The sequence below is a fragment of the Streptomyces sp. NPDC000229 genome (assembly GCF_040300825.1).
Classification (GTDB): Bacteria; Actinomycetota; Actinomycetes; order Streptomycetales; family Streptomycetaceae; genus Streptomyces.
On record NZ_JBEPEL010000010.1, the window covers coordinates 110,601 to 126,251 of the forward strand.

A 15,651-nucleotide genomic window follows, 5' to 3' on the forward strand; every position below is an offset into this window, starting at 1 on the left:
TTGGTGGTCTTCATGTTTCCCTCACGTTACCTGCACAGGTAGCCTTTGGTTGAAGGTGCACCGATCGCGCCCTGGGCGATCGCGGTGGATGCTGCCATCGCCGCAAGCGCATCACTCTCAGTCAGGCTCTGGCCGTGTATTTCGGGTGGTTGTGCGAGCGCTGCAATGGACGCTTGTGGAAGCAGTGAGGGGTGGGGCGCCTCTGTGTGGTGCGTGCCGTCAGGTTGCTCCGGGCCGTGGCAGTAGAGGGCTGCGCCTGCGAGGGCGTTCGGTAGTGACCCGTTGTCAGTGGCGGGGCTAGGGTGATGCGGAAGACCGTTCCATGCCGGGGATTTGACGAAATGGGGCATCGGGGCATCTCTTGTGGGGACAGAGTGGATCATTCTTATCAGGGGTGGCAGGAAGCGCTGGCCGAAGAGTTCTTCGGACGGCAGCACGCGGGCCATCCGACGCTCTTCTACGTCGACGACGACGTGGAGCAGGAGCTCAGACACGGGTACGGCCTCGAGGAGCCTCTCGCCCAATGCGTGGGGAGGTTCCTGCGGTTGGGGACCACGGAACCGTACAGCGCACTGGAGGACTACCGCTGGCGCAGGCGGCAGCAGGACAAGGACGGCGTGCCCGCCTTCCTGCCGCTGCTGGCCTGCTCGGTGATGGCCGCGTCCCGGATGGTGAACGACCGGAACCACCGGGCCACCGCCTACCACGCCCGTTTCTCCGAGCTGCTGACCGGCGACGAGAAGCGACTGGGCAGCCACCACTACGAGCCCATATCCCGCATGTGGCAGGTGCTGGCCTCCTGGCAGCACAGCCAGGAGGGCGCGCGGGGCCTGTGCACCCTTCCCGCCCCCGCCGACCTGCCCTCCAACCGCAGCATGATCGGGTTCGCCCAGTCCCAGGCGCTCCTCAGCGGCGCGGACCGGTCCTTCCTGCCGAAGTTCTTCCGGTCGTTGCGGGAACACGGCACGACCTGGCCCCTGCCGGGGGAGACGCTGCTGGCCCAGATCGAGATCAGAGGCATGGAGCAGCACTTCTCCAAGGGCTTCCGCAACGCCCTGCGGGAGGAGGAGTTCCGCCCATTCCTCGCCAGGCTGATCGGCAACTACACCGCTTCCTGGGACGGTTCGGACGAGCTGGTGCCCACTGGTGTCACCCGGGCCGAACTCCTGGTACGGCTGGACGCGGGGCGTCTCAGCTGGGTGGCGCGCCTGCGGTCCGCGGAGCAGGATACGCGCATCGAGCTCAGCGGCGGCGTCGTCCTCGAGCAGCTCGGTGACACCGCCTACTACGAGGTGACGGGCCTGCCCGTACCGAGCGCGGACACTCTCACCAGGGGCATCCGCCGCGACGGGGACGACCTGGTGCTCAGCCGCCCCTCCTGCTCCGTCCTGGTGCTCGCACGGAACGACGTGCTCGGCGTCTGGGCAGGCACCGATGGGTTCCGCCCGGGAGAGGCACACGTCGTGCTCGCCGCCCCGACCGCGCAGCGGGACGTGCAGCGGCTGCTGGACAAGGCCGCGACCACGGGCCGGAGCGCCGACACCAGCAAGCTGGCCTGGGTGCCACAGGGCTGGTCCCTGCACAAACCCGTCACCTTCCACGACGCGGTCACCCTGCGCCGCGCGCTGATGGAGGTTCAGGGCGCGGTCGGTCTCCTGCATCCCCCGGCGCAGTTCAAGCTCCGCCTCGAGGGCGGGCTGAAGCTCGCGCCCTCGCTCGATCCCCACCTGTACCTGCGGGGAGGCGAGCCCCAGGTGGTCCTCCCGGACGCCACGGAGGGCACGGACACCCTCCTGGTCGACGGAAAGGAGCGGCCCGAGCTCAGGAAGGCGATCGCCGCGGGCCGCCCCGTCCCTCTGGCTGTGCTCCGGCTGGAGCCTGGCCGTCACACGGTGAGTTACGCGGGCGTGGAGATCGGCTTCGCCACCGCGGACCAGGCCGTCGTCGAGCCGAAGGCGACCAGGGTCTGCGGCTTCACCGTCGTGGACGGCAAGGCCTCCCCGTCGCCCTCCGTCCTCGACCAGCAGACCCTGCCGACCGGCATCACCGGCGCCGACTGCACGGGCGCCACCCCCCAGGACGCGGCGACCGTCATGGAGCTGTGTCGCCGGGACGCTGACGAGGTGCTGTTCACGGCGGCCGACGGACGGCTGTGGACGCTGGACATTCCGGAGCGACCGGACTGGTGGACCGAACGCCTCCCCGACACCCCCGCACCGCTCCGCTTCGAAGCAGGCTTCCACGGCGTCGGCGGCTGGCTCCTGGAGCGCCGCAGCGGACGCTGGAAGGGCCGCCCGGTGAACCCCGGAACGCCGAAGCCGAAGAGTGCCGGCAACCCGCGGGCCTGGGCCCGCGCCGTCCTCAACGCCCAGCAGGCGTCCGCCGAGCCCTCGTGGGCCGCGTATGTGCAGGCAGCGAAGGAGCTGGACCGATGACGGAACCGATGAGCAGCACCGAGTTCGGCGGGATCCTCCTGCGCTGGCTGAGCGAAAGCCGCAGCGGCAAGGCGTCCGCACTGCGCGACGGTGTCCGCGGCCAGGCCCAGGCATGGGGCCTGGAACTCACGGAGTACGCCGACTGGGACTGGATGCGCAAGGCCGCTGCCCTCGGCTTCATCGACGTGGACCCGCGCGCCGATCGCTGGTCGGTGGCCCCGCCGGTGCTGACCCGGCTGCCCCACGCCGACGGTCTCGCGGTGCTGACCGGCGCGCGCACCGCGCGGATCAGCACGCGCGTCGAGGAGGCGGCACAGGAGTGGTTGGAGCTGATCACCGTCCCTCACACGCCGGAGGCCGGTGAGGCCCCGCTGCCCGACACCCTCCTGTTCCAGTACGAGGACCCGTTGACCCTGCAGGAAGCCGCGGAGTTCCTCGGGGCCCGCTACGTGCCCTGCGCCGCCCTGCGGTTGACGGAACTGCTTCCGCAGGCGGCGCCGGGCCCCGAGTCGGCACCGCCCGGTGGGAGCACCGCCAACACGCTGGAGAAGTACGAGCTGCGCCTCCAGCGGTTCGTCCCCGTGGAAAGGGACGACGAGGACGGGCTGTACCGGTGGCGCGGAGCCGACTACGCGCGCTTGACCCGCGTCCGACGCAACGGCGTCTTCCATACAGTCGAACGCGAGACGGGCGTCTACCTGGAACTCGCCCGCCACCGCGTCGGCGCGATGCGCTGGCGGCCGGAATCCGGCAAGGGCCGTGCGGGCATCGGCCGACTCCTCGTCGACCGGTACGCGCCCCTGCCCGCCCTGCACGAGCGCGCGGCCGTCCTGTGCAGCGGCTTCCCGCCCTCGGTGGGCAAGCAAACGCAGACCCGCGCGTACGACAACGTGCCGAGGGCGCTCGCCGAGGCGATCGCGGCCTCGCTGCAGCAGAACCTGGAGACCATGCCGCGACCGGTGGCGGCCACCGGCGGGAGGACCAAGTGAGCGTCGAACGGCAGACGGCGGCAGTGGCGAACACCGATATCCAGGACGTCATGGGCACTTTCGACGACCTGCGCAGCGCACTCTTCCGCTACTACGACACCCCCTTCGGCGTCGAGGACCGTTCCGTCATGGAGGAACGGCGCATTCTCCTGGACCGGGACAACGGGGCCTGGCGCGACCCGCTGATCGAACTGCGCCCGCGGTACGCCTCCCGGGGCGTCGGCATCGCGGAGTCCTTCGCCGAAGCAGGGGCTCACCCCGACGCGGCCGAGTTCGCCCGCTTCACTCTCCCCGACGGCGTGACCAGCCTCTACCGGCATCAGCACGACGCCCTGGTCGCCGCCTGCGCGGGCAAGGACTTCGTGGTCACCGCGGGCACCGGTTCCGGCAAGACGGAGTCCTTCCTGCTGCCGGTCCTCGCCGACCTGGTCGCAGAGTCCGCCCACTGGCAGGGCACCCGTGCGGTGCAGCCCGAATGGTGGCAGACAGACGGCGACCACGTGCCCAGCCGACAGGGCGAGCACGGGCACCCCGCCGCCCTGCGCGTCCTGGTCCTCTATCCCACCAACGCCCTCGCCGACGACCAACTGGTCCGGCTCCGGAAGTCGCTGGACAGCCGCGAGGCCCATGCATGGCTGGACCGGAAGCGCAACGGACACCGCTTCTACTTCGGCCGCTACACCGGAGCCACCCCCGTCTCCGGCAGCCGCGACTCCGAGCCGGCGAACTTCCGTCTGAAGCAGTACCTGCGGGAGGTCCAGGAACGGCAGCGCAAGGCCGACGAGAAGCTCGACGAGGAACTGCGGCCCTTCGTCCCGCGCCTCGGCGGAGCGGAGATGCACGCCCGCTGGGACATGCAGGCCGCGCCGCCGGACATCATGGTCACCAACTACTCGATGCTGAACATCATGCTGCTCCGCAAGCAGGAGGAGCACATCTTCAGCGCCACCAGGAAGTGGCTGGAGGAAACCCCCGGCGCCCGCCTCACCCTGATCCTCGACGAGCTCCACATGTACCGCGGCACGGCCGGCACCGAGGTGGCCTACCTGCTGCGCAACCTCCGCCACCGCCTCGGCCTCGACAAGAGCCCCGAGAAGCTGCGTGTACTCGCCGCCTCCGCCTCCCTGGAGGCCGGCCGGGACGACGAGTTCCTCGACGGGTTCTTCGCCCTGCCCGGCTCCCGGCGCGTCATCATCCCCGGGAAGGCGAAGGAGATCCGCGGCGAGGGCGACCTGGCCGCCCACACCGAACGCCTCGCGCAGGCCGCGAAAGCCCCCGTCACCCAGGACGAAGCCGTCGCCCTGGCTCTCGAGACCGGCCTCGGCCCGGCGCTCCAGCGCGCACTCACTCCCGGCGGGAAGCCCCGTGCCCTGCCCGCCCCCGAACTGGCGAAGAACCTCTTCCCGGACGTCCCCGAGGAACAGCGCCAGGACGCCCTCCACGGCGTCCTGCGCGTACTCGGCTCCGCCCAGGACCCTGAACTCCCCCAGCTCCGCGCCCACTTCTTCTTCCGGAACATCGAGGGCGTCTGGGCCTGCTCCGACCCGAACTGCCCCCGCATCCCCGTGGAGCACGGCCCCGAACGCCGGGTCGGCCGGCTCTTCGCCGAGCCCACCTCCCGCTGCATTTGCGGCGCCCGCGTACTGGAGCTTCTCTCCTGCCAGGCCTGCGGCGACCTGATGCTCGGCGGGTACGCCAGCCCCAAGGACACCCGGCGGCGCAAGTTCACCGGTGCCCTGCACACCGACTTCCCGGACATGGATCTGCTTCCCGACGAGGCCAGCGGGGCACCCACCGCGGCCAACTACGTCGTGTACTGGCCGCGTACAAAGGGCCTCGGCCTCGACGACCCCGGCTGGCACGCGGGCCTGTCCGACGGCGGGCCGCAAGTCGAGTTCGAGTTCCGCCGCAGCGCCTACCAGCCCGCCACCGGCCGCCTGGAGAACATGGACGTCCAGCACACCGGATGGTCGTTCCACATCTCCGTGCCCCTGGACAAGGAGGGCAAGAAGCCGGCTCATGACCCGGCCCGGCTTCAGGCCTTCCCCACCCGCTGCCCTGCCTGCGGCGACGACTGGGAGATCAAGTACGACAGGGACGGCCGTTTCATACCGCTGGAATCTCCTGACCGGCTGCGCAGCGCGCCGGTCCGGCGGATGCGCACCGGTTTCTACAAGATCAACCAGGTGCTGGTGACCGAAGCCCTCGGCCACCTTCCCGACGGCCGGCGCAAGGCAATTGCCTTCTCCGACAGCCGCGACGACGCCTCCGAACTCGCCAGCGGTCTCGCCCTCCGCCACCACCAGGACCTTCTCCGCCTGCTCAGCGCCCAAGCCGTCGAGAAGCAGGGAGATCCGTTCCGAGACCTCCAGCTGGTCAAGGCCCACTACGGCGGGGAAGCCGTCGACCGTGCCGGTGCCCGTGCTGCGATGGAACGGCTGCGGGACCGCGACCCGGCGGACTGGGGGCGCCTGAAGGCGATCCTCGCCGACGACCTCGACGCGGAACCGGAACTCCTGCCCGACCTGGAGCGGAAGTTCTCCGAACTGCCCTCCCTGGACGACCTCGCCTCCGACCTCGAAGGCATGCTGCTGACGTACGGCACCAACCCCGCCGGTCCCGCGGCCTCGCTCCAGCAGACCTCGGCCGGACAGCCCTGGACCGCGCTCTACAACTGGGAGCGGGACCGGGAAGCGGTGGTGGAGACCCAGGCACAGGAGGAACTCCTCAACCGCCTCCGCTCCCGCCTCCGCCTCGAGACCATCGGCAGCCTCTTCTCCGGCGGCGGCCGTGACTTCGAATCGCTCGGACTCGGCTGGCTCTGCCTGCGCGACGACCGCTCGCCCTTGGAGACCGGCCCGGACAGCGATCAGGCCGTGGCGCGTGCCAGTCTGCGGATCCTCGGCCTGATGCGGCGCTTCACCCGGATACGTGCCTCTCTGCAGAGGCCGCCCGCGCCTCTGAAGCGTTTCTGGAAGCAGGTCGCCGAACGCCAGGGCACCGATGTGCGGACGATCGAGGACCGGGTGCTCGGCGTCTGGAAGGACGCCGTGGTCGACTACGTCATCAAGCCGGAGAAGGTGGCGCTCCGCCCCGGCGAGAACAAGACCTGGACGTGCCGCTCCTGCCACCGGCCGCATCTTCACCCGGGCGTGGGGCTGTGCACCAAGTGCTCGACCCCTCTGCCCGACGTGCCCCAGCAGTACAACGGAGTCCTCGAAGACGACTACTACGCGTGGAAGGCCGCCCACCGCACCGGTGACTTCCCCCTGCGCACCGCGGAGCTGACCGGCCAGACGGACCGGCTGGAGGCGCAGCGCCGGCAGAGCCTCTTCCAGGACGTCTTCCTCGGCGACGACGACGTCCCGCAGGCGGACGGCCTGGAACTGCTCTCCGTGACCACGACCATGGAGGCCGGTGTAGACATCGGCCCCCTCAACACCGTGATCATGGCCAACATGCCGCCCACCCGCTTCAACTACCAGCAGCGGGTGGGGCGAGCGGGCCGACGCAACAGCCCGGTCGCCGTGGCCCTCACCGTCTGCCGCGGCCGCAGTCACGACGAGCACTACTTCGCCCGCCCGGAAGCCATCACCAACGACCCGACCCCGCCGCCCTACCTGGTCCTCGGCATGGTCTCCGTCTTCCGGCGGGTCCTGCTGGGAGAGGTCCTGCGCCAGGCCTTCGAGCCCCTGCAGCCGCAGGACCGCAGGAAGGGGCCGGACATGACGTCCAACGTCCACGGACAGTTCGGCCTCGCCGCCGACTGGCCGACGCACCGTGGTGCCGTGCGCCGCTGGATCGCCGATCACGAGGAGCGCATCGAAGCCGCTGCCGCCGCCTTCCGGGCCGGAACACCGGAGAGCATCGCCGCCATCGATCCGGTGGCCGCCGTCGACGAACTCCTCGTCCACGTCGACGAGGTGGCAGCCCGGACGGTCGGCCACTCCGACCTCAGCCAGCGCCTGGCGGAGGCGGGGCTCCTGCCCATGTTCGGCTTCCCGACCCGCTCCCGCCTCCTCTACCGGAGCATCCCGCGAAGGACCTTCCCCTGGCCGCCGGCCGACTCCGTCAACCGCGACCTGGCCGTTGCCCTCAGCAAGTTCGCACCGGGCAGCGAAACCCCGCAGGACGGCCGTCTGCTCCGCTCCAGGGGAGTGGTCTCCCTCGTCCCGAGCGGTCGCGGAGTTCAGGCCGTCGAAGAGCCGTTCGGACCGGAACAGCTGGTCGCCATGTGCCGGATCTGCTCCCACGTGGACCCGCAGGCTGCCGTCGAGCCGGAAACCGGGAGCGCCGGTACCTGCCCCGCCTGCGGCGCGGAGAGCAAGTACTACAGGGCCGTCCCCTTCCGGGAGCCCGCGGGCTTCCGGGCCGCTCACGAAGCACGGGACTACGACGGCTACCGGGAGCTCGGCTCCAACGCCACCAGCGCACGGACCGCCACCGACCTGGAGAAGACCGCCCCGCGCATCCACCGTGCCGATGACGACTGGATGGTCGTCCACACCGGCAGCGGTGACCGCTACATCGTCAACACCAATTCCGGAAAACTCTTCCGGTTCGCCAAGAACACCAGCCCGTGGCGCGGATACCTCGCTCTGGACAACCCCAAGGCGGAAGCCGACCTGGAGATCGCCCTCGGCGCCACCCAGCACACCGACATGCTCTTCATCGGAGCCAAGGGCGCCCTCGACACGAACCGGGGCCTCCGCTTCGACATCTCGAGGTCCCAGCAGATCGACGGCTTCCCCGAGGCATACCACGGCCGGCGCGCCGCCTGGTACTCGCTGGCGGCCCTGCTGCGCCGTGCCGCCGCCCCGCACCTGGACGTGCAGCCGGAGGAACTCCTCAGCGGCATCCACGGCTCGGACGCCCCGGTGGCCGCCCCAGTCATGGCCTACCTGGCGGACAGCCTCGACAACGGCGCGGGCTTCAGCACCTACCTCGGTTCGGAGGAACACATCGACGAGTTCCTCCAGGCGGTCGACCGCTACGTGCACGACCTGGAGGCGGACCATCATGCGCACAACTGCCGCAGCTCCTGCTACGCCTGCCTGCGCGACTACTCCAACATGCGCCTCCACCCGCTCTACGACTGGCGGCTCGCCCGCGACCTGACCGACGCCCTGCGCGGCCGGAAGCTGCGGATCGACCCGGATGAGCACGCCGTCCTGTTGAAGGGGTGGGCGGACGAGGAGCCCACCGTCAGTCTCAAGGAGACCGCCGCCGGACCCGTGGCCCTCTTCACCTCGGACTTCACCGGCGAGCCCGTCGCGGTCGCCGTCAAGCATCCGCTGGAGTCCGCCTCCGAGGAGTGTGGGAACGAACGGCTCCAGGCCCTGCGTCACGAGGTCCGTGCCGCAAGTCTCGCCACCCAGGTGGCCTTCGCCGACTCCTACAGCCTGGACAGGACCCCTGCCGCGGTGATCGAGCAGGTGCACATCTTCGCGGAGGAGCTCTGATGACGGCAGAAACCCCGCTGGGAGCGGGCCACGACGAGCAGGCCCGTGTGGAGGAGCTGCGGCAGCGCGAGATCGCCCGCCGCCTCGCCCTCCGACAGGCCCGCGCCCAGGGGCGGGCAGTCGGGAAAGCTTTGCAGGGCGCGGAAGCCGGCGGCGGCCCCACTCCGGTCGTTCCGCCGCAGAAGCAGCCGGAACCGGAACCGGTCATGCCCCAGCCGATCCCCGAAGGTTTCACCGACCGGGAGACCTGGGAACGCGCCCGCTCGTTCGCCGCACGCATGCTGCCCCATGCGCTGAAGGCGGCGACCGGGACGCTCTCCGCGCAGAAGCTGGCCCGGGCCGCGGCCGATGCAGCGGCCCGGCAGGACGATCGGGTCAGGGGCGTCTCCCTACTCGTCATGGCACAGGAGCACGGGCTGGACGTCTTCAGTGGCTTGCTCTACGGCCGCGCCCGCGCCCTCCTGGAGGACAAGCCGCTTCTGCTCCTTGGGGAGCCGGACAGCATGTGGCAGATCTACCAGGACGACCGTCGCCTGATGGACACTAACCTGCCGGCCCCTCGGCAGAGGGCGCTCCTGGCGACACTTCCCCGGCCGCTTCTCGACGACTACATCGACGAGGAGTGGATCGGCGCGGTACCCGAGCGCGACGGCACCTCCCGTGCCGCCTACTTCCGGGCCCGCTTGGACCCGGCGTCCCTCACCGACGAGGAGATCGACCTGTTGGCCTGGCCCCTGGAACGGGAGCGCCGGGAGTCAGGCCCCGGAACCGAACCCGGCCGTGACTGGCCGCCGGACTGGCGCCTGCTGGTGAGGCTGCAGGCCGACGACGCAAAGGCCATCGCCGAGGAGTGGACCGACCTCCTACCACCGACGCAGAAGCTCCTCGACGCCCTGCGCGAGGTGCGGCGGACCGGAGAGGTCCCAGACGACCTCGTCGCCGACGAGCGGCTGTGGGGCCTCCTGGAGAGGACCCACCCCAGCGTGCGCAGCGCGAGCAACAAGAAGTTCAACGGCTGGATCGGCGTACGGACCCTGATCAGGGCCGTGCGGCAGATGCACCGTGCCCTCCTCCGCGGGGACGATGAGACGGCGGAACAGCGGAGGAAGGCGGCGCTCACCATGGCCGCTAGGCTCCGGCACCACTCACAGCCGGTGCGCTGGGAGGCTCAGAACGTCCAGGCCTACTTGCGCGCGGGCCAGGAGATGACGGAGTCCCTCAAACTCCTGGAGCAGGACGCCGAAGGCCGTCCCCCGGTGCGGGACCAGCTCGGCGGAGGTGCCGTAGCCATGCTGCGGAAGAATCGGGGTTTCCTGGAAGACCGGCCCAGCGGAGAACGCGACCAGCCGCTCAACCCTTATCTGGTGCTCGGCGTGCCCGACGGGGCGGACGACTGGAAGAAGGCCTGGCGCGCCCTGAGAAAGGAGCTCGACGACAGTGGCCGCATCCGGATCAACCGCGCCAAGGACATGATCGAGAGAGCCGAGCGCGAGCAGCAGGTAGTACCGCGGTTCGCCGTCCCGCTCACCCCGCACCGCTGGAAGGACCCCACCGGCACGAGCCACCGGCTGGAACTCCCGCCCGAGCCTCTGCAGAGGCTCACCAAGCCGCCCACGGACAGCGACCGCGAGTGGTCTCGCACCGAGGCGGCCCGCGAAATAATCACCAGGGCGACAGAACGCCTTTCCCCGGCTGCTGAAGACCCTGCAGCCCTTGAAGACTCAGAGAGCAGCACATTGTGAGCAACGGAGCCGGTAAAGGCGACAGTGGTTCTGGACCCCGAGACAAATCCCAGCCGATAGGGGGACGAGGGCCGAACAGCGGAAGCGTGCGGAGTCGTGGGGAGCTCAGGGCGGCCGAGGCCGCTCCCTGGCGGTTCACCGAGAGCCGCGTATCCGAGTTCACCCCTGGGACCTTGGACGCAGCCGCGATCTTGAAGTCGGTCACCGAGACGCTCCTGCCCTTGGTGGAGAAGGAGTTGGAGCAGGCGACGGAGAAACTGGGCGCAGCTCTGGCCGATAAGGAGAACGACGCCGATCTGGTCTCCGCCTTCCGGGCCGAGCTGATGCGCCGAGTGCTTCCCCAGTTCACCGAAGCAGTGCGCAAGGGTGTGCTGGAGAGTATCCGCACGCGCCAGATGCACCTGGCACAGCTTGCCGTCCTGCACCGGCAGGCGCTGGACGCAAAGTCCCTGCAGGTGGTGCTGACCCGCCTCGAGCACGAGGCCGCGAAGGCCGGGCTGCAGGTTGTCGGTGACACCGGCGATCAGTCGCTGTTCAACGTCGTCGAGGACCAGCCCGGCGTGACGAAGAGAGGCCCGGTCACCTTTGAAGTCGTCGCTCCGGCCTACGTCGACAAGGAGTCAGGGAAGCTTGTCGAACGCGGTTGGCTGCGGGCCGTTGCTAAGGAACCGTTCCCGAAACCGTTGCCCGAGCCCAGCAAAATGAAGCCGGGGCGGAAACGCAGGGCGAAGCATGCAGAAGCCGATAAGAAGCAGCCGGAGAAGGAGGCTCCCACACAGCAGGAGAGGAAGAAGCCCCACCGGGGTCAGGAACCCGAAAAGCAGCATCATAGAGGCAACGAGCGGCGAAACGGCGGGGCACGTCCCCGTTCTGGAGGAAACAGGGACCGCCGGATGAAGCAAAGGGGAACGCGATGACTTTCGGTATCGACTTCGGAACCAGCAACTCCGTGGTGGCCCACTGGAACGGGCACACCACCGAAGTGCTGCCGGTCGACGACGACAACGTGCCCGCTCAGTGGCGGATGTCGGAGTTCGAGCAGCTCTTCCCCTCCGTGCTGTCCGTGCGTGACCTTCAGCGCACCCTCTGCTTCGGCTGGGAGGCGAAGACCGGCACGAGCGAGCCGCTCGACGCCGTGAAGCGCATGCTCGGCACCCGCTCCGGTGCCGAGAAGGACGGCGACATCGACGGCCTCGGGGTCGCAGCCCAGCTTGAAGAACACCACGTCTGGGTCGGCTCGGAGAAATTCCACAGCACGGTCGCGGCCGCCTCCCTCTTCAGCCGGATGAAGGAAGGCGTCTCCGCCCAGCTGCTCGACCTATCCAACGCGGTTGTCACCGTCCCCGCCAATGCCACGGGCGGCGCCCGCTACCGCACCCGTGCCGCGGCAGCGCTCGGCGGAGTGAGGGTCCGGGCCCTGCTCAACGAGCCCACCGCGGCTGCGATCTCGTACGCCCGCGACGTCCCGATCCCCGGCCGTTTCCTCGTCTTCGACTGGGGCGGCGGCACCATCGACGTCACCGTCCTCGAATACGACGACGGCCTCTTCGAAGAGCAGACCTCCCGCGGCATCACTGCCCTCGGAGGCCTGGAGTTCGACAACGCGCTGGCCAAGCTGATCCAGCAGAAGATCGGCCTGACCGCGGACCAGCTCACCAAGGCCGAACGACGCCGGTGGCGCCGGTCGGTCGAGCTGACGAAGATCGCCCTGTCCTCCGTGCCGATGGATGGCGCGCTCTTCTTCGATCTCCCGATCGGCCTCGCCCCCTCGGTCTCGAGGCGTGAGGTCAGGATCACCGCGGTCGAGTACACCGAGGCGGTCACCCCGCTCATCACCCGCGCCTTGGAGCCGGTCCAGCAGGCCCTGGCAGACCTGGCCATCTCCTCGGACGACATTGACTCCGTCCTGATGATCGGCGGCACCTCGCAGATCCCCCAGGTGCGTCATGCCCTGGGCGAGCTCCTCGGCCACGATCGCATCGTCGACAGCGGCCTGTGTCGGCCCATGACCGCCGTCGCCCGAGGCGCAGCCATCTATGCGGCCTCCCTCGACGGCGAACTCGGTGACGACAAAGACTTCTCCTTGGTCACCAGCTACGACCTGGGCACGGCTGTGAGCGCGGGCGAACGGAAGGGCTTCCGCGCCATCATCCGACGCAATGCCACGCTTCCCGCGGAGGGTTCGGCCAACTTCTACCCGGACACGCCGGGTGCTTCCTTCGTACGGGTGCCGGTGATCGAGGGCGAGGTCGGCTACTCCGCAGACAGCGACCGTGCCTTCCCCCTGGCCAACATCGAGGTGGATCTTCCGACCCGCGAACAGGACATCCGCCGGAACAGGATCGAGATCAAGTTCCGCTACAACGAGAGCGGCATTCTGCGCTTCACCGCCACCCACGCCGCCACCGGCAAGCAGCTCGTCGAGCGCGAGATCGATTCCTTCGGCCCCGACGGCACCCCACTGCAGCACGGCCTCGCCGATGAACTGACCCGCCTCTTGGCCCATACCGTCCGCCCGTTCGCAAACGACTCCTCCAACGTCCGTCACCTCTCAGCAGCTGAATCAGCCAACGCCCGCCCCGCACCGATCGACATGTCTGTGCGTGTGGTGGAGGCCGATCCGGCCGTAACGGTCAACGGCGAGCCGCAGGGCGTGGTGACGGGGGGACTCTGACCAGCCTCTGGACTCTGGTGGGTAATCTCCGGGTGCGCCAGTAGCTCGCTCCACCCGTACCGCTTCAGAATGTCTTCACAGCCTGTGAGCTGCGGCTTTGCCGGACGATCAGCTGGCTCGGTGGTACTCATTGATCAGTCCGACGACGGTTTGCCGGTGTTCGATCCGGGCGTAGGTGCATCCCTTCAATAAAATGCATGTGCATTCACTTGGGGAGTGATCTTGCGACTCGCGGGAACCTCAACATCAATTGCCTCTGTTGTGCCTGGTCAAGGGAACTCGTGAACGACCCACCAGCTGGGACCCCTGTTCTTCAGGGGTCTTTTGCTTTTGGGGAGCATGCCCCACCCATGGGCACCCCCGACCGCCGACGTGCGTCGGCCCGGCCGGCACAGGAAGGCCCCGCTGCCGGTGCCGACCGGACCCACACCTGAACATGATCGGTGCTTCGTCGGCTTCGCTAGTCGGCCACGGGGGCCAGCAGCGTGGACCGTTCTCCGGGCCAAGAAGCGGCAAGGGCGTCGCGGGCGCCCGGGTGCATGCGACGAAGAGCAGGCAGTGCTCGGCGAGCATGTCGGAGCGATGCTGCAGCGGATCGACTTCCACCGGCGTGATCTGCGGTGGGAAGGGCAGCACGCCCGCTGTGACCCCGACCGCGGCGACACAACGGAACTCCAGCCCCTTCATGGCGTGCATGGTGGCGACGCGTACGCCGCTCACCGCCGGGCCGACCGCATCCTTCACGGCTACCGCGGGGATGCCTTCGCGGCGGAGCCTGGCAATGACGGCGTCGACCAGCGTGTTGAAGCGGGCACACACAGCGATGTCGGGCGGGACGACGCCGTCGTCGTCGATCCACGAACGCACCTGCGTCATCAGCGTGGCGAGCTCCTCGTCCTGGGTCGGCCAGCCGCGTGCTGACGGTCTTCTGCCGTGCAGTTCCGACCGGTAACCCGTGAGGCTGTCCGGGTCGCCGTCCTCATCGTCCTCGCCGAGGCGTTCGATACGTTGCCCGTCGAGCAGCGACGCAGCCCAGGTGAGGATTTCCTCCGTGCTGCGGTAGTTGATTCGTAGCCTGGTGGACCGGCCGGTTACCGCTATATCCAGCGAACGCAGCGAAACAAAACCCTCGAATCGTGGATGCGCTGATCGGATCGCCGACGAGGAAAAGATCGTCCGGCCCCGGCGCCACGCAAGCCCTCAGCACCCGCCACTGCGCCGGGTGGAGGTCCTGAGCCTCGTCCAGGACGACGTGCAGGTAGCGGGGCCCTGCTTCCGCAACAGGTCGGCAGCCTGCGCGCGGATCTGCGGATAGGTCGCCATGCCCCGAGCCGACACCGCGGCGGTGAGGTCCTCCATGGCGCGCCACAGCTGGGCGCGCTGCACCGGACCCACCGTAGTTCCAGAAGATGCTCCAGAAATGTGGCTGGACGATCGATCACGACATCCTGAAGTAGCGGACTCAAGCACAAGGAAAGGCGCGCATTCTCATGGACCTCGTTCTGGATCCGCCCCGCAGCGCCGGCCCCGTACGGCTGGGCATGACTCTCGATGAGGCCGTCGACGCGGTCACCCCCTGGGGGACACCCAAGATCGAGTATGACGAGGACGATCCGTCGACGACGATCTACACGTCGTGCCACGAAGTCCGGGTCAACGTCCTGCTGGAGGATGCCGGGCAGTCCGTTACCGCGGTCGAACTGTGGTGGCCGGGTGAAGGCCGCCGTACCGACGTCCCTGTGCTTCTCGAGGGCGACGACGTCTTCTCGACACCGGCCGAGGACCTCTTCCGCAGCGCGGAGGAGCGCGGATGGACGGTGGACCGGACCGAGCCCGAGTACCCCTTCATCCCAGGAGTCTCCCTGGGCTTCACCCGTCAGACGTCCCAAGAGGTCGCCCGAACGCGTGGCGGTCTGCCCCTGTACGTCACCTCGGTTCTCGTCGGCGGTGAGGACTACTACGACGAACGCCTCGCGAGCCAGGTCTGATCAGCGCCGGCGGCCGAGTGGCCCGCCGCCCGTGGAGGGACGGCTCGGCGTCCCGTACGCATGCCTGCTGGTGAGGTCGGAGCGTGCCGGGGAACCGGCCGCAGGGCGTGGGGGCGGTCCCGGCCCTGGGCCTGCCCGCCCGTCCGCGAGGGACCAAGTCCGCGCGGGCAGCGGCCCCACACGCTCGCCGAGGCGATCGGAACGTGGCGCAGCCGCTCCGCGGTGGCGGTACGGGTGCGGGGATCCTCACCGGCTCGGGTGCGATCGCCGCCCCGAGGGCTGACCCGGACGGCGACGGCCGCCGGGACGACAGGTGACCGGGCCGAGCGTCAGGTCCATCCGCTCCATCCGCGCCAGCGCC

The 15,651-nt window shown here is 69.2% G+C and carries 9 protein-coding genes; 7 read left to right on the plus strand and 2 right to left on the minus strand.

The features are described 5' to 3' along the window. Positions 1-374: 374 nt before the first annotated feature. The 6 genes from ABT360_RS08695 to ABT360_RS08720 all read left to right on the plus strand — a co-directional run bounded on the left by ABT360_RS08695 (position 375) and on the right by ABT360_RS08720 (position 13,302). Positions 375-2,435 (plus strand): hypothetical protein, encoded by a 2,061-nt coding sequence (locus tag ABT360_RS08695; RefSeq protein ID WP_351812825.1) that lies wholly within the window; start codon positions 375-377, stop codon positions 2,433-2,435. Beyond that, positions 2,432-3,424, plus strand: coding sequence for a hypothetical protein (locus ABT360_RS08700; RefSeq protein WP_351812828.1), 993 nt, complete (start codon positions 2,432-2,434; stop codon positions 3,422-3,424). Before ABT360_RS08695 ends, ABT360_RS08700 begins: the two co-directional genes overlap by 4 nt. Then, entirely contained in the window at positions 3,421-8,886 is a 5,466-nt protein-coding gene (locus tag ABT360_RS08705) for a DEAD/DEAH box helicase (protein ID WP_351812831.1), read from the plus strand. Before ABT360_RS08700 ends, ABT360_RS08705 begins: the two co-directional genes overlap by 4 nt. Then, positions 8,886-10,628: a hypothetical protein gene (locus ABT360_RS08710; protein ID WP_351812834.1), complete on the plus strand. Its 1,743-nt coding sequence runs from the start codon at positions 8,886-8,888 to the stop codon at positions 10,626-10,628. The genes ABT360_RS08705 and ABT360_RS08710 overlap by 1 nt, the downstream gene beginning before the upstream one ends. Before the next feature lie 173 nt (positions 10,629-10,801). Next, positions 10,802-11,545 (plus strand): hypothetical protein, encoded by a 744-nt coding sequence (locus ABT360_RS08715; protein WP_351812836.1) that lies wholly within the window; start codon positions 10,802-10,804, stop codon positions 11,543-11,545. Beyond that, positions 11,542-13,302, plus strand: a complete 1,761-nt coding sequence (locus ABT360_RS08720; protein WP_351812839.1) for an Hsp70 family protein — start codon at positions 11,542-11,544, stop codon at positions 13,300-13,302. The genes ABT360_RS08715 and ABT360_RS08720 overlap by 4 nt, the downstream gene beginning before the upstream one ends. Positions 13,303-13,548: 246 nt before the next feature. Here the strand turns inward: ABT360_RS08720 and ABT360_RS08725 are convergent, their stop codons facing one another. Further along, positions 13,549-14,178, minus strand: coding sequence for a hypothetical protein (locus ABT360_RS08725; RefSeq protein ID WP_351812842.1), 630 nt, complete (start codon positions 14,176-14,178; stop codon positions 13,549-13,551). A gap of 324 nt (positions 14,179-14,502) precedes the next feature. After that, entirely contained in the window at positions 14,503-14,688 is a 186-nt protein-coding gene (locus ABT360_RS08730) for a hypothetical protein (RefSeq protein WP_351812845.1), read from the minus strand. A 104-nt stretch (positions 14,689-14,792) separates the two neighbouring features. Here ABT360_RS08730 and ABT360_RS08735 point away from each other — a divergent pair, with 104 nt between their 5' ends. Next, on the plus strand, positions 14,793-15,290 hold the full coding sequence (locus ABT360_RS08735) for a hypothetical protein (protein WP_351812848.1): 498 nt from the start codon (positions 14,793-14,795) through the stop codon (positions 15,288-15,290). Positions 15,291-15,651: the final 361 nt, after the last annotated feature.